A 20,254-nucleotide genomic window follows, 5' to 3' on the forward strand; every position below is an offset into this window, starting at 1 on the left:
CACGAGGGCAACCTCGCTTCCAGACTTCTATTACATTGCCCGTCCGGCTTTTGCAGCGAAGCGTACAGTAGCCATCTCGTCCAGATCGTTCTGTTCACGGAGGAGCATCTCCTGCTGAAATTTGATCTTGGCCTTGTCTCTCGCTTCAAGCCATACTTTTTCGTCAACCATTTTGCCATTCAGAAACGTTTTATTCCGTTCTACATTGACCTGAGCATGCTTAACATCCGTATTCTTTCTACTAATACATTCATCTAGGTGATGAACATATCGTTGCATTTCTTGTAGGGAAGATACAGAAGCTGTGCTTTCCGTTGCCGTTTGGATCACTTTGATCAGCTCATTTTTATCATTCAAAAGTTGTAAAAGGTGCTCTTCTTCCGTCTGAAGTTTACCGATGGCTGTGGATAACATCCACTCCGCTTGTGTTTTCTCATTGCTCTTCAGGTCACAAACCTTCTGGAAATGATATCGAAATTTCATCGCTTACTCATTCATCTCCTTGCAAACTCAAGAATCAAACGTTCCTGTACTTCACTCAGTGTCACTTTTTCATCTACTTTTTGTTTGGTAAAATTCCAAATGTTATCAATCTGATCCATCGACTCGTCGATCGCAGCATTGGAACCTCTCTGATATGCTCCAATGTTAATCAAGTCTTCGGATTCTTTATAAACAGCCATTAATCGCTTCATATTATTCGTTGCTTCGATCTGCTCTTGAGGTGCAATGTCCTTCATGACACGGCTGATGCTCGCAAGTACATCTATTGCTGGGAAGTGGCCTTTGTTCGCAATGGCACGATTCAGAACGATGTGCCCATCCAGAATACCCCTTACTGCATCCGCAATCGGTTCATTCATATCATCACCGTCAACAAGAACCGTGTAGAAGGCGGTAATTGAACCTGTTGGACCAGTTCCTGCTCTCTCTAGCAATTTAGGAAGACTAGCAAATACAGAAGGTGTATACCCTCTCATCGCAGGAGGTTCACCAACAGCGAGTCCCACTTCCCTTTGTGCCATTGCATAACGTGTCACAGAGTCCATCATCAGCATGACATTCATGCCTCTATCTCTGAAATACTCTGCTATCGTCGTCGCAATGACCGCTCCCTTAATCCGAATTAGGGCAGGTTGATCGGAAGTCGCTACAATCACGACAGATCGTTCTAATCCTTCTGGCCCTAGATCCCGTTCGATAAAGTCTCGAACCTCACGTCCCCGTTCACCTACAAGCGCAATTACATTCACGTCAGCAGCTGTATTCCGAGCAATCATACCCATTAATGTACTCTTACCGACACCAGATCCTGCAAAAATCCCGACCCGCTGACCTTTACCAACGGTTAGCAGTCCATCAATGGCACGAACGCCAACTCCCATTGTCTCCAGTACTCTCGGTCGATCCATCGGATTGACGGGTGTATTCGAGGTGGAATACGTAGGCATTCTTGACGGTAGAAGTGAACCATCGAGCGGCTGTCCCAAGCCGTCAAGCACTTTGCCAAGCAGCTCAGAACCCACTTGTACGCCAAGCGGTTTGCCTGTTCCTACAACATCACAACCTGGTCCAATCGACTGCAATTCTCCTAAAGGCATTAACAGTACTTTGTTATCTCTGAAGCCAACAACCTCTGCCTGGAGTGGCTTAGCTGATTTTCCAGGGTAGATGTAACAAACATCACCGATGCTTGCATCTGGCCCCTCAGATTCAACCATTAATCCGATAACCTGAGTCACTTTTCCGTTAACCCGGACAGGGTCAAAACCTTTTAAATGTTCCATATAACGCTGTGAACTAAGAACCTTCATGTTGATTTTTTCGCCCCTCATCCTCAAGTGCTAAACGGATCAGTTCCTTTTTAATCTCAGTCAGTTGTGTATCAATACGGGCATCCACACTACCGAAGGAAGAACGGATGACACATCCCTTATCTTTGACGGTCGCATCAGGCAAGATCTGCAGTTCAGCTTGCGAGTCAATTGCGAGCGATAGCTCTTCCCGTGCTGCTTGCACAAAAGAAAACTGATCTGGTGCTACACATAACGTGATCATTCCTTGTTCCCGTTTACGTGACAGATTTTGACGAATTAATTCAAGCATTTGTTCTGGCTCCACAGTAAGTTGCATATCAATTACCTTCTCAGCAATACCGCAAGCTAGATCAACCAAAAATGGTTCTGCTTCTTGAATAATCTGATCTTTAGCAACATAAGCCTCTTCAAGAACTTCACGAGCTTCTCTCATCATCTCTTCGATCTGCACTTGGAGATCCAGTTCAGCCTGTACTTTGCCTTCTTCAAACCCTTGCTGAAAGCCTTGTGATCGCATCGCTTCAGTAAGATGTTCATCCTGCATGCGTTGTTCCTGCCACCAACTATCAATCTGCTCACGGGCTTCTTGTAGCAAACGTTCCGCCTCCTCAGAAGCTTCGCGCACCTGCTTTTCTGCAAACTCCTTCGCATCCTCCAGCATCTCTGCAGTGAGTCGTTGTGACTCCTCGTCTACACGTGCTTGCAGTTGTTCTGCTTCAGCACTTTCATCTCGTTCCACTTCGAATTCCGCTTCTGAATCTCCATAATGATGATGATTCTCTAGTCGTTTGCGGTCATCTACCGGAACATACTGGAAAGATTTAATCAAATTAGACAATGATATCATCTCCTCCACCACGAGCGATAATGATCTCACCAGCTTCTTCCAACCTACGGATTGTACCTACGATACGAGTCTGTGCTTCCTCCACATCACGCAATCGAACAGGCCCCATGAATTCCATCTCTTCTTTGAACGTTTCGGACATCCGTTTCGACATATTCCGGAACACCGCATCGCGTACTTCCTCGCTGGCCACTTTGAGTGCCAACTGCAGATCTGCGTTGTCGATATCTCGAATAATTCGTTGAATTGAACGATCGTCGACGTTGACGATATCCTCGAAGACAAACATCCGCTTTTTGATCTCTTCGGCAAGCTCTGGATCTTGTATCTCGAGTGAATCCAAAATTGTACGCTCTGTACCACGGTCTACACCGTTCAAAATCTGTACGATCGACTCGATACCACCAGCATTTGTGTAATCCTGCGTAACGGTTGAAGATAATTTTTGCTCCAATACCCGTTCCACTTGAGCGATAACTTCCGGAGAAGTACTATCCATGACCGCTACTCTTCTCGCCACATCAGCTTGCTTTTCCTGTGGTAAAGAGGAAAGGATTGCTGCAGCTTGCTCAAATTGCAGATAGGACAGCACCAAAGCAATCGTTTGCGGGCTCTCATTTTGAATAAAGTTCAAAATTTGATTCGGATCCGCTTTGCGAGCAAAGTCGAATGGTCTAACTTGCAGTGTAGCCGTTAAGCGATTAATGACTTCAAGAGCTTTTGAGGATCCCAGTGCCTTCTCGAGAATCTCTCTTGCATAGGTGATACCGCCTTGAGAAATGTATTCCTGAGCAAGGCAGATCTGATGAAACTCAGCCATAATCATGTCTTTTTCTGCGGCATCTACTTTACGAACGTTGGCAATTTCCAACGTCAGTTGTTCTATTTCCTCATCACGAAGATGTTTGAAGATTTGTGCCGATACCTCTGGACCAAGTGTGATGAGCAAAATTGCTGCTTTTTGTCTTCCGCTTAGTCCCTGATTGCTTGCCTTTGCCAATGCGTCCACCTCTATTCGTCAGCCAGCCATGTACGCAGTAGATTGACGAATTCGTCTGGCTTTTTCTTCGCCAAACTCTCCAATTGTTTGCGCACCTGACTTTCGTTCGTTACACTGTCCAACGTTATGGACGGGAACTCGGTTGCTACTGGAAGAGGAATTTCCTCTTCTTCTTCTTCGTTCTGTTTGCGGCGACGGCGTACGAGCAGGATCACAACGGCTGCGATCAATGCTGCAACCAGTCCACCTATGCCCCATAGCATCCCAGTTGAAAGTGGGAATCCTGTATCCGCTGTATCTGTAGTCTGGAAGCCTTGAGAGATGACAGATACTTTTTTAGCTAGATCCGCGTCAGTGATAACCGTGCCCGTGTCAGCAAGAGAAGCACGAACGATATTCACCAAGATATTTTCAATCGCATCTTGAACCGGTGCTTGCAATTCTGTCTGACCTGCTGGTGGTTCAACAGCCACATTAATGGTTAAGTCTTTTACAGAATATGGACTTGCCACGATATCTTTAACAATTCGGTTAACATCGTAATTTTTAGTACTTGATGATTCTTCAGAGGTTGAATTCCCTGTCGCATCAGCCGATGGGTAACCAGGAACTTCTTCCTGCCCCGTACCAGCTACGCCACCTGTAGGTGTACTCGCCCCGGTATAACTCTTCTGAATCTCTTGTACACTAATCTCAATACCTTTCATATTTTCCACATCGACAGGCTCTACTCTATTTTCTGTTCTAGTTTCTTTGTCAAAATTCAATGTCGAAACAACAAGAACGTTAACTTTTTCTTCGCCTACGATTTGTGAAAGGAATTGCTTCACGTTGTTACGAACATCATTTTCAAACTTTTTCTGCAGTGCCATGTTCTCTTGAACTTCAGATGACAAGCCACCACTGCCACCGCGGGCTGATGGAATCAGCTCTGCTTCATCCGTATTCGTAATCGTAATATTCTCTATCGGTAGATTAGGAATAGCCGTTTTAACCAAATTAAAATACCCATCAACTGCTGCCTGATTTGGGTGATAACCTGGTTTGAATTGTAGGGCTACAGATGCGGATGCTTTGTCTTGCTCTTCTAAGCCAGCGAAGATGTTATCCTTTGGCATATTAACGAGCACCTTGGCATCCTGAATTCCTTGCATCCGTTGAAGTAACTGCTCCACTTCTCCGTTTAACGCACTATTGTATTTCACATCAAATTCTTTATCCGTCATCCCAATCGGAGACGAGGATTCTGAGAATGCTTTATAACCTAATGAACCGTTCTGTATGATACCTTGTGATCCAACATTTACTTTCGTAATTGCAACATCTGTGCTAGGAATGGAAATGGATTTGCCATCTGCACTTAGTTTGTACGGTATACTGGCTGAATCTAGGTATGCGATAACCCCTGCCGAATCACTAGAGTTCAGATCTTTGAAGGCGACCTCATATTCCGTTTTGGAGAGTTGCATGGTTAGAACAACTGCAGCCATGATTAAAAATAAAAAGGTAGATACCAGTAATACCTTCTGTTTTTTGCTAAAACTATTCCAGTACTGAACTGTCTTGTCTTTGTACTGGGCGATTCTCTCATTCACTCTGTCACCCCATCCGAAACTTTGCTTAGTCTGTCCCGAAGCAACTTCTGTACGTCATTAGTTACAGAATAAACGTTGGCTTTTAGGAGCAGCATCACGCTGCTTGTTGTAATGATCAGCGCTGTTATCGAAGCGCAAGGCGCGCTATTTTACAATTGCGTACGCATAATTTCTTGGTATGCTTCGACTACTTTGTTTCGGACCTGAGTCGTCAGTTGCAAACCCAGTAGAGCTTGTTCTGATGCGATCATCACTTGATCGACGTTCACTTTTCCAACTAAAAACTGGTTAGACATTTCATGCGCTTGGGATTCCTGTGCAGCTACGGAGCCTAACGCTTCTTGTAAGTATGTACCGAAGCTCTCAATAGTTTCGGCTGGTGTTGAGGGTTTGCTAACGGAAGCATTTTGCATCTGGAGCGGCTGAATCCCCTGTGTGTTAAACATGTTGTTCTGAATCATTAATGTCCCTCCCCTTCATCTCTTTCTTCAACTTAAGAAGAATTTAATTTCATTCCTGTTTAACTAGGCTCTACCAATCTCCAATGCCTTAGATATCATGGCTTTAGTTGAATTCAAAGCAGTAACGTTAGCCTCGTATGACCGCGAAGCAGAGATCATATCAACCATCTCTTTCGCAATGTCGACGTTAGGCATAAATACATACCCGTCCGCATTTGCATCTGGATGTGTTGGATCGTATACAGGCTTGAGCGGAGATTGATCATCACGAATCTCAGAAACTCTAACACCCTCTCCCGTTCCACCGTCTCTCATTTGGCTTTGAAGCATGCTACTAAATGAGGATTTGTTAGGCTCAAGAACAACCATTTTCCGCTTATAAGGAACGGCTTCCCCATTAACTACACTGGCACGCGTTGTCTCTGCGTTAGCAATATTGGAAGAAATCACGTCCATTCGCAAACGTTGAGCTGTTAGAGCCGATGCACTAATCCCAAAGCTATTACTGATGTTCACCTTAGCTATCTCCCTTCAACGCCAACACGCATCATTTTAATCTGTTCATTTACTTGCTGGATGTAAGCACTGTAGCGCAATTGGTTGTCCGCCAGAAGACTCATTTCTCTGTCGATATCGACATTATTCTGGTTATTATTCATCGATGTAGAATGATCCAAATTGACTACTGGTGTAGGTACGGAAGAGGAAGGGCCTATGACAAAATGCCTTGAATCCGTTACTTTCCCTCTAAGAGTAGGCGTATCTCCATCCATTTGTTGCTGCAACATTTCTTCAAAAGCGACGTTAGAACGCTTAAAGTACGGGGTATCCGCATTTGCAACATTGTCTGCAATCGTACGTTGTCTCATGTTCGACGCATCAAGTGCACCTTGTAACCTCTGGAAACTAATATCATTCAAAAGATTCATAATTTCCCTCCTCTCCTTAGAAATTATGGAAAAAGATTGCATCTTCTTCCTTTTAATCGCTTATGTTTTTTCGACAAAAACATTCGCTTTTACACGTTTTTCTAGGACTTAAGTAGAATTAACTCTGATGTTGTCGTATATGATAAGTTTCTTCGAGATTGGGATTTATTACAATAAGAAAAAAGCCCTATCTTTTCTGTAATAGAGGGCTTTTTGTGTATTTTCTGCAAATTATGATTTTTTTCGTAAATGATGATGCCCAAAACAAAAATTTTCTAATATACCATCATCCTGCACTTAAACATTCTTAAAATAAAAAAAATGATTCTTCCCCTAGTTTCTTACGCAACCTTTACAAAATAGCAGTATAATTGATCAGCTCATCCCTTTTGAGGATATAGATAATCGCCGATATAATAAGGTTTTTCCAATAATTCCACTTTTGGAGCAGCATTTCTGTGTAATAGAATTTCGACTTAAAAACGATCTTTGTTACTTCAATTCTTCTCTTAATCCACAACACTTTTTTAACAATTATCAACTTGTATGTAGATTGATTTCTTAGAAAGTAGATTGTTATTCCCGAAATTCCTCCAAACCCACTTTTTGCACATTTGCGCAAATTTTCTCTCATTCTTCATAAAACCTATCGTCAGACTTGGTTAAAACTAAACCCTTATATTGGAAGAGGTTCCACACCTGAGCACGCTAAAACTTACTTTTGTCGAGCGAATTATGCCCAATCTGCGGCACAAGTCCTATATTGTACTTACCAAAAATCTACTCACACCTAATTATCGGTTCTTTACCTTCGTTTTATTAGCTGGATTTATTAAACAGGATCTTTTGGGTCAATACAAAAAGACGGTACACCTCAGGATAGACAGCACACTTACAAGCCAATGTGGGATTATCATACCCACTAATAACTTCAAATGTAATTGTTTATCCATGTATACCGTCATTGTCTCATCTATGTCGAAATTGCAATTCAGCTATAGCTAATCTATAGAATGTACTGACTCAGATCACGATCCAGAGCGATGTCATTCAATTTCTCACGAACATACTCTGGAGTGATCACCATACGTTCTAATGTGAGCTCAGCTGCCTCAAAGGACAAGTCTTCAAGTAGTTTCTCCAGAATGGTATGCAGACGACGTGCGCCAATATTCTCCGTATTCTGGTTCACGGACTCTGCAAGTTTAGCAATCTCTCGAATGGCTTCGTCCGAAAACTCAATTTCAATGTTCTCTGTACGCAATAAATCAACATATTGCTTCGTTAATGCATTTTTCGGCTCAGTTAAAATAGATACAAATTCATCCAGTGTGAGGCTATTCAATTCTACACGAATTGGGAATCGCCCCTGAAGCTCTGGAATCAGATCTGAGGGCTTAGCCACATGAAATGCTCCTGCAGCCATAAACAGAATATAATCGGTTTTGACAGGCCCGTATTTAGTCATCACAGTCGAACCTTCAACGATAGGCAGGATATCCCGCTGTACACCTTCACGTGACACGTCAGGACCACTTCCGCGTCCTTGGCTGGCTACCTTGTCGATTTCATCAATGAAGATAATTCCGGTTTGTTCTGCTCTACGGATCGATTCCTGCGTCACGTCATCCATATCAATTAGTTTGCTTGCTTCTTCCTGAATGAGCACTTTACGCGCTTCTTTAATAGCCAATTTGCGTTTCTTGGTGCGACGAGGCAACAAGCTACCAAACATCTCCTGCATGTTCATTCCCATCTGATCATTACCCTGACCAGCAAACATATCCATCATGTTAGGCGTAGTATCCTCTACATCAATTTCTATGACATCGTCCTCTAACTTACCTGATAACAGATCGAATTTAATCTTACGGCGGCGCTCAGCCACATTTGTGTCTGGCTCAGCTTCTTCTTGCTCTGGGGCATGATTACCATTATTCCCGAAGATCATCTCGAATGGATTCCGCTGATTTTTGGTTTTGGATTGTGAAGGAGCCAAAATATGTACAATTCGCTCATTGGCAGCTTCTTCGGCTTTGTCTTTTACCTTTTCCGTCCGCTCCAATTTAACCATACGCAAGGACGTTTCGATGAGATCACGAACCATGGACTCAACATCACGACCTACATAACCCACTTCAGTAAATTTCGTTGCTTCTACTTTAACAAACGGAGCGCCCACGAGCTTAGCCAAACGACGGGCAATCTCTGTTTTACCTACACCTGTAGGTCCAATCATCAGGATATTTTTTGGTACAATATCATCCTGGGTTTGCTCGGGTAGCAAGCTACGACGATAACGGTTACGAAGAGCCACCGCTACGGATTTCTTAGCTTGTTTTTGACCAACGATGTATTTATCGAGCTCTGCAACAATTTGTCTAGGTGTTAGCGCTTGTGTTTGCATATAGCTTCCCTCCTACCGGTATACTTGATTTTCAAACCTCTCGATGACCCAAATTAGGGAGAACCCCGCAAAACATGAGGAAAAATGACCGGGGTCAGGCTCCATTTTGCGGGGTTAAATTACAACTCTTCTACAATGATATTCGTATTGGTGTACACGCACAATTCTGCTGCAATTTGGAGTGATTCACGCGCAATATCTTTGGCTTCCAAATTACCTGCATGTCGTTTCAAGGCACGCGCTGCGGATAGAGCGAAGTTTCCTCCTGATCCTATGGCAATAACATCATCATCCGGCTCGATGATCTCGCCACCACCAGAGATGAGCAACATACCTGTTTTATCCATAACGATTAGGAGTGCTTCAAGCTTACGGAGTATCCGATCCTGTCTCCAGTCTTTGGCAAGCTCTACAGCAGCCCGCTGTAAATTACCATGGTGCTCCTCTAACTTACCTTCAAATTTCTCAAAGAGTGTAATCGCGTCTGCCACGGAGCCAGCAAAACCAGCAACGACCTGTCCGCGATACAAACGTCTTACCTTTTTGGCGGTATTCTTCATAACTACACTTTGCCCCATGGTCACTTGACCATCTCCAGCAATCGCTGCCTTGCCATTATGGCGCACTGCACAGATCGTAGTGGCATGAAATGACATATCCATGATATTGCCTCCCCCACGAATAATTTATACGCGTTCAGGAATGGTTAGACCTTCTGAAGCAGCAAACCGAGCAATTCCATCCAATGCACGCTGAGCAAGAGCTTCATTCTTTTCCTTTTTGTTGCGTATCTTTGTTTCCAGTTTCGGTAACAAACCAAAGTTTGCATTCATAGGCTGGAAGTGTTTAAAATCAGCAGTCGTAATATATTGTGCCATACTGCCCAGTGTTGTTTCTACTGGCAGTACTACAAGTTCCTGACCAAGAGCCGCTTTTGCAGCATTCATACCTGCAATGAGACCTGATGCAGCCGATTCGACATATCCTTCAACACCTGTCATCTGTCCAGCGAAGAACAGGTTAGGACGGTCTTTAAATTGATACGTTGGACGCAGCAATTTCGGAGAATTAATAAATGTATTGCGATGCATCACGCCGTAACGTACAAACTCTGCATTTTCAAGACCAGGAATCAATGAAAATACACGTTTTTGTTCTCCCCATTTCAGATGCGTCTGGAATCCAACCAGATTATACAACGTTCCTGCAGCATTATCCTGTCTAAGTTGAACTACCGCATGTGGAAGTGTTCCTGTATGTGGGTTAACTAGGCCTACGGGCTTCATCGGTCCAAACAACGCTGTTTGTTTACCACGTTTCATCATCACTTCGATTGGCATACAGCCTTCAAAGTAAATCTCTTTCTCAAACTCTTTTAATTGAGCAACCTCAGCGGTAATCAATGCATTATAGAATACATCAAATTCCTCTTCTGTCATCGGACAGTTCAGATATGCCGCCTCTCCCTTATCATAACGGGAAGCTAGGTAGACCTTATTCATGTCGATAGAGTCTTTTTCAATAATTGGTGCAGCTGCATCATAAAAGTAGAAGTATTCCTCTCCCATGAGTGCTTTGATCTGCTCCGATAATGCCGGGGATGTCAAAGGTCCTGTTGCAACAACCACGATGCCATCTTCCGGAAGGGCAGTCAGTTCCTCATTGACAACCTCAATTAAAGGATGATGTTGCAGCGTAGAAGTAATCTCGCCCGAGAATCCATCCCGGTCAACCGCAAGAGCTCCACCTGCTGGTACAGCATGCTTATCTGCCGCTCCAAGAACAAGAGAGTTTAGCATTCTCATTTCTTCCTTAAGAACACCTACTGCATTGGTCAGACCGTTAGCACGCAGTGAGTTACTGCATACCAGTTCTGCAAATTTATCTGTATGATGAGCCGGTGTTTTCACAACCGGTCTCATCTCGTATAGTTTTACACGTACACCGCGACTCGCAATCTGCCAAGCTGCTTCTGTTCCTGCCAGACCTGCTCCAATAACCGTTACTTGTTGTTCGTTAGTCAAAATCATTTACCCCCATATATGCTAATCCGCTGATTCCTCGTCTGCTTCTTCCACAGGCTCCTGATGGTCACAGGACGTACATTGTAATCGTGTTCCTTGCTTATTGCGCTTCTCAATCATTAAGGAACTGCAGCTTGGACATGGCTTCGCTGATGGCTTATCCCATGAGACAAAGTCACATTCAGGATACTTGTCACATCCATAGAATACACGTCCCTTTTTGCTCCGTCGCTCTACAACATGCCCTTCCTTACATTTCGGGCAAGTCACACCGATATCCTTGATAATCGGTTTGGTATTCCGACATTCCGGGAAGCCAGAACAAGCCAGAAATTTACCAAAACGGCCGAGCTTGTAAACTAAATGTTTACCGCACTTCTCGCAGATTTCATCAGAAACTTCATCTTCAATCTCAATTTCCTTCATCTCTTCTTCTGCAAATTCAAGTCTTTTCTCGAAGGATTCGTAAAATTCCGCAAGAACCTTAACCCAATCCTCAGAACCTTCTTCTACATGGTCAAGATCACCTTCCATGTTGGCAGTAAACTCTACATTAAGAATTTCTGGGAAAAACTCTTCCATTTGTTCTATGACAAGTTCACCTAACTCTGTAGGCATGAATTTCTTTTCCTCGATGGCAACATACCCGCGCTTCTGAATCGTTTCCAGTGTTGGCGCATATGTACTCGGACGGCCTATGCCCAGCTCTTCAAGAGTCTTAACCAGCCTAGCCTCGGTATAACGCGGTGGTGGCTGTGTGAAGTGCTGCTTCGGCTCAATCTCCTGTTTCTCCAGTACATCTCCATTTTTCAGTGGAGGAAGCAGGCGATCTTCTTCTGTTGTACCGTCATCGTTACCTTCCACATATACCTTCATGAAACCTTGGAAGCGAACTTTGGAGCCCGCAGCGCGGAAGATCGTATCTCCGACAGCAATATCAACAGAAAGTGTGTCTAGTATAGCCGATGACATCTGACTTGCGACAAAACGTTCCCAGATTAGTTTATATAAGCGAAATTGATCCCGGCTCATAAATGATTTAATCGAATCCGGATCACGCAAAATGGACGTTGGACGAATAGCCTCATGCGCATCCTGTGCATTAGCTGCCTTTTTGGAATAGTTTCTAGGTGTTTCAGGCGCAAATGGTTCACCGTACTTGCCAATGATGTATTCCTTCGCTTCTTCCTGTGCAGATGCAGCAATTCGAGTGGAATCGGTTCTCATATACGTAATGAGACCCACTGTGCCTTCTTTTCCAAGGTCTACGCCCTCATACAGTTGTTGTGCAACGGACATCGTCTTAGAAGCTCTGAAATTCAATTTACGTGCGGCTTCCTGTTGCAAGGAACTCGTCGTAAACGGAGCGGAAGGATTGCGGCTACGTTCCTTCTCTTTCACTTCTTTGACCGTAAAGTCAGCGCCTTCGATCTGTTTCAAGATCGCCTGTACTTCAGCTTCGCTACCCAGTTCGGTCTTGGTGCCGTTCAATTGATGAAATTTAGCTTCAAATGGATTTCCGTCAGCTGTCAGCTTAGCGGTGATGCTCCAGTACTCTTCAGGTACAAAATCATCAATTTCATTTTCACGATCCAAAATGATTTTGACCGCTACCGATTGAACCCGACCAGCGGATAGTCCTTTTTTGACTTTCTTCCATAATAAAGGGCTAATCTTATATCCTACGAGCCGATCCAGAATACGTCTTGCCTGTTGCGCATTAACCAGATCCATATTGATTTTGCGCGGCGTTTTGAACGCATCTTTGACTGCTTGTTTAGTAATCTCATTAAATACAACGCGGCAATCCTCTGTATCATCAAGTTCCAAGGCATGAGCCAAATGCCATGCAATAGCCTCACCTTCGCGATCCGGGTCAGCTGCGAGGTACACTTTTTTCACTTTTTTACGCGCATCTTTCAGTTCTTTCAAAATCGAACCTTTGCCGCGGATCGTAATATATTTCGGATTAAAATCATTCTCAACCTCAACGCCGATCTGACTTTTCGGCAAATCACGCACATGTCCCATCGAAGCCTTAACGATGAACTTGCTGCCTAAATATTTGCCAATGGTCTTCGCCTTTGAGGGCGACTCCACGATTACGAGTGAATCCGCCATAGGTCCATCTCCTCTCAGTCATGAAACTGCTTGGTTCCAATTCATAGTAATGCTCATCATAGCCGTTAACTTCCGTTAATAATCTATATTCACACGCTGCATACGTCACAGCATCGTCATACCCTTGCATATCTAGTTCCAGGTAATTGGCTAATCTGCTTTTTTATGATTAAAGATAACAGAACTGAATGCAAATGTCCAAAATCCCAACTAAGCCGTTCAACAAGTTGATCTAAGGACTGTTCCTCCTGTTCGAGTATGGCGATTACTCTCTGCTCGTCCGAAGAGAGGGTTGCCGGAGGAAACATTCCCGCTGTAACAGACTGTTTATTTTGCGTCGAACGTCCTCTATTGTAAGGAACTTGTTCGGGATTTGGCAAGTCCATTTGATACTCTTCTAACAGATCCGCTGCAGAAGTGACCAATTTTGCGCCCTGTCGAATGAGATTATGTGACCCTCTGCTCTTTGGCGATGTAATAGGACCTGGCACAGCAAATACATCTCTACCCGCATCCAATGCTGCATCAGCCGTTATGAGTGAGCCACTACGAATGTCAGCTTCTACCACCAACGTCCCTAGACTTAAGCCAGCAATAATTCGGTTCCGTTCGGGAAACAATCCCTGGTGAGCTCGAGTACCTGGAGGATATTCTGACAAAAGTAGACCCGTTTCGGCAATGCGTTCAGCCAAACTATTATTTTCAGGCGGATAGATCGAATCTATCCCTGTTCCGAATACTGCAATCGTTTTGCCACCTACACGCAAAGCAGCATCATGACACACGCTATCAATACCTCTAGCCAGTCCACTTACAATGGTCAAGCCTGCCTTGCACAATTCCTCAGCCAGCCGCTCCCCAACTTTACGACCATATACAGTCGGCATACGGGTACCTACCATCGCGATGGACTTAGAATGCAACAGTTGCATATCTCCACGACCATATAATACCCATGGAGGCTGAACGGTTTCCTTCATTAATATAGGGTAATTGGAATCCAGATAAGTTATAACCTCAATCCCCTGTTTGTAAACGTTCTCGCGTTTTTGATTAATCCAGTCAAGGTCAAACTGCACAGCAAGGCGATGCGCCTGATCCTTCCTCAAACCCGCCTGCAACCAATCGGCTTCCGTATAATCTAATAGATTTTGGAGCTTATGCTGTCCAGATAATAACTTCGCGATCGTTTTTTTACCGACCCCATCCATCTCATGCAAACCAAATAAAACCCATCTCTCCTCCATAAACAAAAACCTCCCGATCCGGGAAGAAGTTCTTCCCTCATATTGTGTAGGCTGTGACAACGGATTGCAAGCGTTTACTCTAAAAAGAATCTCTCCCTTCTCACGAGTAAGCCGAGTAAAAAACGCAAAAAAGCAACCCTTCGCCCTTAATTAGGACAAAAGGTTGCTTACCTTTTCCGTATTCACAAAGTCGGTTTACCTGGAAATCGAGTTTCCTGTACCGTTTCTTCTATTATAACGGAAAAGAATTAATGTGTCGTGCACAAATTCAGGATACCACGTTCTTCAAGCACACTGACAAGTGTAGATCCCATCTCGGCTGGCGTAGGCGCAACCTTGATACCACAAGATTCAAGCTTCGCAATTTTTTCCTTAGCCGTACCTTTACCACCAGAAATGATTGCGCCAGCGTGACCCATACGTTTGCCTGGAGGAGCTGTAACACCACCGATGAACCCTACAACAGGTTTGGTCATGTTAGCTGCCACCCATTCTGCTGCATCCTCTTCAGCAGTACCACCAATCTCACCAATCATAATGACTGCATGAGTCTGCGGATCTTCATTGAACCGTTTGAGAATATCAATAAACTCAGAGCCCTTAACAGGGTCTCCACCGATTCCGACAGCAGAGGATTGTCCAATGCCACGAGTGGTGAGTTGATGTACAGCTTCATACGTCAATGTTCCACTACGGGAAACGACACCAACATGTCCAGGCATATGGATGTATCCTGGCATAATTCCAATTTTACATTCGCCTGGTGTAATAACACCTGGACAGTTAGGGCCAATCAGGACGGTATTTTTACCTTCCATAAAACGATCTACCTTAACCATATCAAGCACAGGAATACCTTCTGTGATACAGATGACAAGATCCAGCTCTGCATCTACAGCTTCCATGATTGAATCTGCTGCGAAAGCTGGGGGAACATAAATGACGCTCGCTGTTGCGCCAGTCGCTTCCTTCGCTTCCTGCACTGTATTGAATACCGGGAGACTCACCACTTGGCCATCTTCCAGTGTGATATCAACATTGGTTCCGCCTTTACCCGGAGTAACACCGCCTACCATCTGGGTTCCGTAGTCCAATGCGCCCTTCGTGTGGAACATTCCCGTTGAACCCGTAATGCCTTGCGTAATGACTTTTGTATTTTTATCAATCAAAATACTCACGTTGCTTCACATCCTTACGGTTATTTTTCAAGTGCCGGACAGCTCCGGTACTAAGGAAGCTTGTTGCACTACTCGGGTGCAACCTTCCCAGGAATGAGCTTACTTCACGAGGGCAACAATTTTCTGTGCACCATCGGCCATGGAGTCAGCAGGTACGATATTTAGGCCGGATTCACCCAAAATACGCTTACCAAGCTCCACGTTTGTTCCTTCAAGACGGACTACCAGTGGTTTCGTAAGTCCAAGCTGCTTCGCAGCTTCAACGACACCATTGGCAATGACATCACAGCGCATGATACCGCCGAAAATATTAACGAAGATGCCCGCAACTTTAGCGTCAGACAGAATGATTTTAAACGCTTCTGTTACTTTCTCCGTTGTGGCACCGCCCCCAACGTCAAGGAAGTTGGCTGGGTCGCCTCCATAATATTTGATAATGTCCATCGTTGCCATCGCAAGTCCCGCACCATTAACCATACAGCCGATGTTTCCATCCAGCGCTATGTAGCTGAGGTCGTATTTCGAAGCTTCGATTTCTTTTTCGTCTTCTTCGTCCAGATCACGAAGTTCCAAAATGTCTTTGTGACGGAACAGCGCATTGGAGTCAAAATTGAGTTTCGCATCCAGTGCGATAACGTTTCCATCTCCTGTAACAACAAGAGGGTTAATCTCAGCGATGGAGCAATCTTTTTCGACAAATGCCTTGTACAACGCTAACATGAACTTCACAGCTTTGTTAACCAATTCATTTGGAATATTAATGCTGTAAGCCAGTTTACGTGCTTGGAACACTTGCAATCCGATTGCAGGATCAACGATTTCTTTGAAAATTTTCTCAGGTGTAGCTTCAGCCACTTCTTCGATCTCCGTACCGCCCTCTTCGGAAGCCATCATAACGACACGTCCCGTAGCGCGATCCACAACAACACCCACATAGTACTCTTTGCGGATATCGCATCCTTCTTCAATCAGAAGACGCTTCACTTCTTTACCTTCAGGTCCAGTTTGGTGTGTAACCAACACTTTCCCCAAAATTTCAGATGCATACGCACGAACCTCATCCGTACTCTTCGCCACTTTCACACCGCCGGCTTTACCCCGGCCACCTGCGTGAATTTGCGCTTTGACTACAGTCACCGGACTGCCCAGTGCCTCTGCGGCCGCGACCGCTTCATCGACTGTATAAGCAACCTTTCCATTAGGAACGGCAACTCCATACTGTTTCAGTACTTCTTTTCCTTGATATTCATGGATATTCATTCTCGAATCCTCCTATCAACATGACTGCAACAAGGCGGGTTGGTTGACTAACAAAAGACAAATGTTGACTATTTTTACTTAAACCCAATTCATTGTAACACGTTTTTAAAACGCTTTCCTTAAAAAATTAATGGTTAATAGACAGCATTTTGATATGGATATCATCCCATTTAGCGAATGCTTGGATATAAATGGAAAAACCTTCGACTAATTTGTCGAAGGTTCGTCATCATTTTGGTGGTTATTTTCTGGACTCTTTCATATTGGTCTCATGCACCTTATGCAAAAGCCCTTTGAACTGTCCTAGCAAAGCCTCAAACTCGGTACTATTCAAACAAGCATCTCCTTGGATCGAGGACGGTATAGCCAAAGCTTTGTTTCGTAATTCCCTACCTGAGTCGGTTAATGTAATAAGCACTTTACGCTCATCCTGCGCTGAGCGTTCACGATGGATGTGACCTGCGGATTGCAAGCGTTTCAGCAGAGGAGTCAACGTCCCCGAATCGAGATAAAGCGCCTCTCCGATTTCTTTCACCGTACATTCTTCACGCTCCCACAGCACCATTAGCACTAAATACTGCGAGTATGTTACACCCAGCACCTCTAGATAAGGCTGGTACATCTTGGTGATTTCTCGTGAACAAGCATATATGGCAAAGCATAATTGGTTATCCAACTTCAATGAATCGTTCTGCATTTCTTGATCTCACCTGCCTAATTGTACATTCAATTCCTAATTAATCCGCATTTTCAGGCCTAAGTTAGCTACTTGAAGTTGCGAATGACTAGAAACTCTAGATCTATCTTATCACAAATTAGAAAAAAAACAGAATAATTGAGCACAAAGTATTTTACTTTTATATTTAATCATGTTAAATTAAATTGTATAAAATATAATTGTTTGCATAGGAGTGGAATGATATGATGACGATCCAACAAAAAATGTATGAAACGACAGTTAAAGCCGTAGGCGGACGTAACGGTTATGTAGAATCCTCCAGCCCTGAACTTCGACTAGACGTACGTACCCCTAAAGAAATGGGTGGTGCTGGCGGTGAAGGCACGAATCCTGAACAATTATTTGCGGCAGGTTACGCAGCTTGTTTTGACAGTGCACTCAACATGGTAGCTCGTATGCAGAAGATTAAATTGGAAGGTACAGAGGTAACGGCTATAGTTCACTTTGGCAAAGTTGAAGATGGTGGCTTTGGAATCGCGGCTACACTGGACGTTCTAGCCAAAGGTGTAGAAAAAGAAACGGCTGCAAAATTAGTCGAAGCTGCTCACCAAGCATGCCCTTATTCCCGTGCAACCCGTGGAAACATTGTTGTTGAACTGAACGTTCTTTAAAACATTAATATTTCATTTGCATGCCTTATATAAGACGTTTGGTTTTCATTCGTAATTCTCTGAGGAATTTCTTGTTGATCTCATAACAATTCAGGAATCAGGAATCTCGTTCGATGTCATCATGACGAACACCTGAGTTGACGCCCTGATTTCTTTTATATAAAATGCATAATAGAAGATGAGGAAGCACCTTAATTCGAAGACTGGCCTGCACTCTGCAGAGTCAAGAACGAAGTGAGGTGTTTCTTTTATTATGTACGGTAAAATACATAGTGCTTGTTTGTACGGAATTGATGGCGTTTTGATTGAGGTCGAAACCGATTTATCGAATGGCTTGCCTCAGACAGCCATCATTGGACTGCCAGATTCAGCCATTCGTGAGGCTGTGGAGCGTGTCCGGGCAGCGATTAAAAATTGTGGTTTCCAGTACCCACTACAGCGAATTACGATTAACCTAGCTCCTGCTGATTTACGCAAAGAAGGCTCTTCCTTTGATCTGGCAATTGCCGTGGGTCTGCTTGCCACTAGTGGACAACTCATACTCCCTCCACAAGAACGAACGCTGATCCTTGGCGAGCTTGCTCTAGATGGCACTGTGCGTGCGGTACCCGGTATCCTTGCTATGGTTGATCTTGCTAAAAGGGGAGGCTTTACTTCTGTCCTGCTACCAAAGGAAAATCTGGCAGAGGCTGCTCTAATCCGAGGCATTAAGGTGTATGGGATTCGACATCTGCAAGATGTTATACCGCAAAGCGAATCTGGTATAGGTAACACTGTAGAAACAAAAGCAAATAATCAGCCACTCATTTTAAAAGATTACAACCATTTGTTATCGTCAAAGAATGCAATAAAAGTGATTGATCCGGATAAAGGTGGACAACCAGAGGATTCCTCTCTAGAGGACTATAACGATGTATTAGGACAACATCATGTGAAACGGGCACTGATGATCGCTGCTGCAGGCATGCATAATATTATGCTTGTCGGCCCACCCGGTACGGGCAAAACGATGTTGATTAAAAGGCTGCCCACCATTCTCCCTCCCCTTTCCGATGAGGAAGCCCTTGAGGTAACCAAAATTTTAAGCGCTGCAGGTAAGTTAAAAGAAATATCACAAGGGCTCGTCAGCCAAAGGCCATTCCGTTCTCCACATCACACCATCTCAACGTCAGGTTTAATCGGTGGCGGCAGTATTCCGAAGCCTGGTGAAGTAAGTCTGGCACATCGTGGCATTTTGTTTTTGGATGAGCTGCCTGAGTTCCAACGTCAAGTGCTCGAGGTATTGCGTCAGCCATTGGAGGATCGAACGGTGACGATTAGCCGAGCCAGGGCTGTATTCACGTTTCCCGCGCAGTTTATGCTCGCCTGTTCGATGAACCCGTGTCCATGTGGATATTTATCAGCACAAACCAATGACCTCAGTTGTATCTGTAGTCCTTCCCGTGTCGCAGCATATCGTGCCAAAATATCAGGACCACTACTTGATCGAATCGACCTTCAAGTCGAAGTTCCACCTCCAGGTGAATGGCGTAAGGCTGCCCCTTCTCTTGGCTCTAATGAGATGCAAGCCAAGGTCATGCACGCTCATCGGCTTCAAGCCAAACGTTACGCACATACACGTGTTCACTGGAATAGCCAGCTTTCTGGAGCATTGCTACGCCGCATGATTGTTCTACCTCAGGAGGCAGAGCAATTGCTGCAAAATACACTACAGGCCATGAACCTAAGCATGCGCGCACATGATCGAATCATAAAGATGGCACAGACGATAGCTGACCTTGAAAATGAGGGTGAAGTGGTTACTGCGCATGTGGCTGAAGCCATTCAGTATCGTCAGTTGGATCTTAAAATCTTTTAAAAAGAATGCCGTAATCCACATTTGTTAATAGGGGGCGGTATAACTCAAACATTACAAATAGCCCCATTTACGCCTGCTGATCGATTGAATGAACACACGTTTACGGCCTAAACCCAAGAAAACAAACTTTCCTTAGGGGCATTGTTTATGCCATAAATGG

18 protein-coding genes are annotated in these 20,254 nt (G+C 44.3%); 2 read left to right on the forward strand and 16 right to left on the reverse strand.

The window, feature by feature from the left end; all coding sequences use genetic code 11:
* Positions 1-30: 30 nt before the first annotated feature.
* From fliJ to MH215_RS08055, 16 genes are all read right to left on the reverse strand, one after another.
* Positions 31-483, reverse strand: a complete 453-nt coding sequence (gene fliJ / locus MH215_RS07980; RefSeq protein WP_239289532.1) for a flagellar export protein FliJ — start codon at positions 481-483, stop codon at positions 31-33.
* An 11-nt stretch (positions 484-494) separates the two neighbouring features.
* Complete coding sequence (gene fliI, locus MH215_RS07985) at positions 495-1,814, reverse strand: flagellar protein export ATPase FliI (protein WP_128101398.1); 1,320 nt, start codon at positions 1,812-1,814, stop codon at positions 495-497.
* On the reverse strand, positions 1,801-2,655 hold the full coding sequence (locus tag MH215_RS07990; protein WP_056700581.1) for a FliH/SctL family protein: 855 nt from the start codon (positions 2,653-2,655) through the stop codon (positions 1,801-1,803). Before MH215_RS07990 ends, fliI begins: the two co-directional genes overlap by 14 nt.
* A complete protein-coding gene (fliG, locus tag MH215_RS07995) occupies positions 2,648-3,664 on the reverse strand; it encodes a flagellar motor switch protein FliG (RefSeq protein WP_056700579.1) in 1,017 nt (338 codons plus the stop codon). The genes MH215_RS07990 and fliG overlap by 8 nt, the downstream gene beginning before the upstream one ends.
* Positions 3,665-3,675: 11 nt before the next feature.
* Complete coding sequence (gene fliF / locus MH215_RS08000) at positions 3,676-5,259, reverse strand: flagellar basal-body MS-ring/collar protein FliF (protein WP_239289534.1); 1,584 nt, start codon at positions 5,257-5,259, stop codon at positions 3,676-3,678.
* 149 nt (positions 5,260-5,408) lie between these two features.
* Complete coding sequence (gene fliE, locus MH215_RS08005; RefSeq protein WP_056700575.1) at positions 5,409-5,720, reverse strand: flagellar hook-basal body complex protein FliE; 312 nt, start codon at positions 5,718-5,720, stop codon at positions 5,409-5,411.
* 63 nt (positions 5,721-5,783) lie between these two features.
* Entirely contained in the window at positions 5,784-6,236 is a 453-nt protein-coding gene (gene flgC / locus MH215_RS08010) for a flagellar basal body rod protein FlgC (protein WP_239289536.1), read from the reverse strand.
* 5 nt (positions 6,237-6,241) lie between these two features.
* The gene (flgB, locus tag MH215_RS08015) at positions 6,242-6,649 is read right to left on the reverse strand and encodes a flagellar basal body rod protein FlgB (protein ID WP_239289538.1); all 408 of its coding nucleotides are present in this window, start codon (positions 6,647-6,649) and stop codon (positions 6,242-6,244) included.
* A 1,006-nt stretch (positions 6,650-7,655) separates the two neighbouring features.
* Complete coding sequence (hslU, locus tag MH215_RS08020) at positions 7,656-9,056, reverse strand: ATP-dependent protease ATPase subunit HslU (RefSeq protein WP_239289540.1); 1,401 nt, start codon at positions 9,054-9,056, stop codon at positions 7,656-7,658.
* 119 nt (positions 9,057-9,175) lie between these two features.
* Positions 9,176-9,718 (reverse strand): ATP-dependent protease subunit HslV, encoded by a 543-nt coding sequence (gene hslV / locus MH215_RS08025; protein ID WP_056700565.1) that lies wholly within the window; start codon positions 9,716-9,718, stop codon positions 9,176-9,178.
* 24 nt (positions 9,719-9,742) lie between these two features.
* A complete protein-coding gene (gene trmFO / locus MH215_RS08030) occupies positions 9,743-11,086 on the reverse strand; it encodes an FADH(2)-oxidizing methylenetetrahydrofolate--tRNA-(uracil(54)-C(5))-methyltransferase TrmFO (protein ID WP_481857427.1) in 1,344 nt (447 codons plus the stop codon).
* A 15-nt stretch (positions 11,087-11,101) separates the two neighbouring features.
* On the reverse strand, positions 11,102-13,201 hold the full coding sequence (gene topA, locus MH215_RS08035; RefSeq protein ID WP_056700561.1) for a type I DNA topoisomerase: 2,100 nt from the start codon (positions 13,199-13,201) through the stop codon (positions 11,102-11,104).
* 116 nt (positions 13,202-13,317) lie between these two features.
* Positions 13,318-14,448, reverse strand: coding sequence for a DNA-processing protein DprA (gene dprA, locus MH215_RS08040; RefSeq protein WP_239289544.1), 1,131 nt, complete (start codon positions 14,446-14,448; stop codon positions 13,318-13,320).
* A 248-nt stretch (positions 14,449-14,696) separates the two neighbouring features.
* The gene (gene sucD / locus MH215_RS08045) at positions 14,697-15,626 is read right to left on the reverse strand and encodes a succinate--CoA ligase subunit alpha (protein WP_056700558.1); all 930 of its coding nucleotides are present in this window, start codon (positions 15,624-15,626) and stop codon (positions 14,697-14,699) included.
* Positions 15,627-15,725: 99 nt separating this feature from the next.
* Complete coding sequence (gene sucC / locus MH215_RS08050) at positions 15,726-16,886, reverse strand: ADP-forming succinate--CoA ligase subunit beta (protein WP_056700556.1); 1,161 nt, start codon at positions 16,884-16,886, stop codon at positions 15,726-15,728.
* 241 nt (positions 16,887-17,127) lie between these two features.
* A complete protein-coding gene (locus MH215_RS08055; protein WP_056700555.1) occupies positions 17,128-17,583 on the reverse strand; it encodes a MarR family winged helix-turn-helix transcriptional regulator in 456 nt (151 codons plus the stop codon).
* 224 nt (positions 17,584-17,807) lie between these two features.
* Here MH215_RS08055 and MH215_RS08060 point away from each other — a divergent pair, with 224 nt between their 5' ends.
* Together MH215_RS08060 and MH215_RS08065 are read left to right on the forward strand one after the other, a co-directional pair.
* Entirely contained in the window at positions 17,808-18,236 is a 429-nt protein-coding gene (locus MH215_RS08060; RefSeq protein ID WP_239289546.1) for an organic hydroperoxide resistance protein, read from the forward strand.
* Positions 18,237-18,489: 253 nt separating this feature from the next.
* Positions 18,490-20,094 carry a YifB family Mg chelatase-like AAA ATPase gene (locus tag MH215_RS08065; RefSeq protein WP_239289548.1) on the forward strand — a complete coding sequence of 535 codons (1,605 nt, stop codon included), beginning with the start codon at positions 18,490-18,492 and terminating at the stop codon, positions 20,092-20,094.
* Positions 20,095-20,254: the final 160 nt, after the last annotated feature.

This window comes from Paenibacillus sp. ACRSA (assembly GCF_022346845.1).
In the GTDB taxonomy this organism is placed as follows: Bacteria; Bacillota; Bacilli; order Paenibacillales; family Paenibacillaceae; genus Paenibacillus.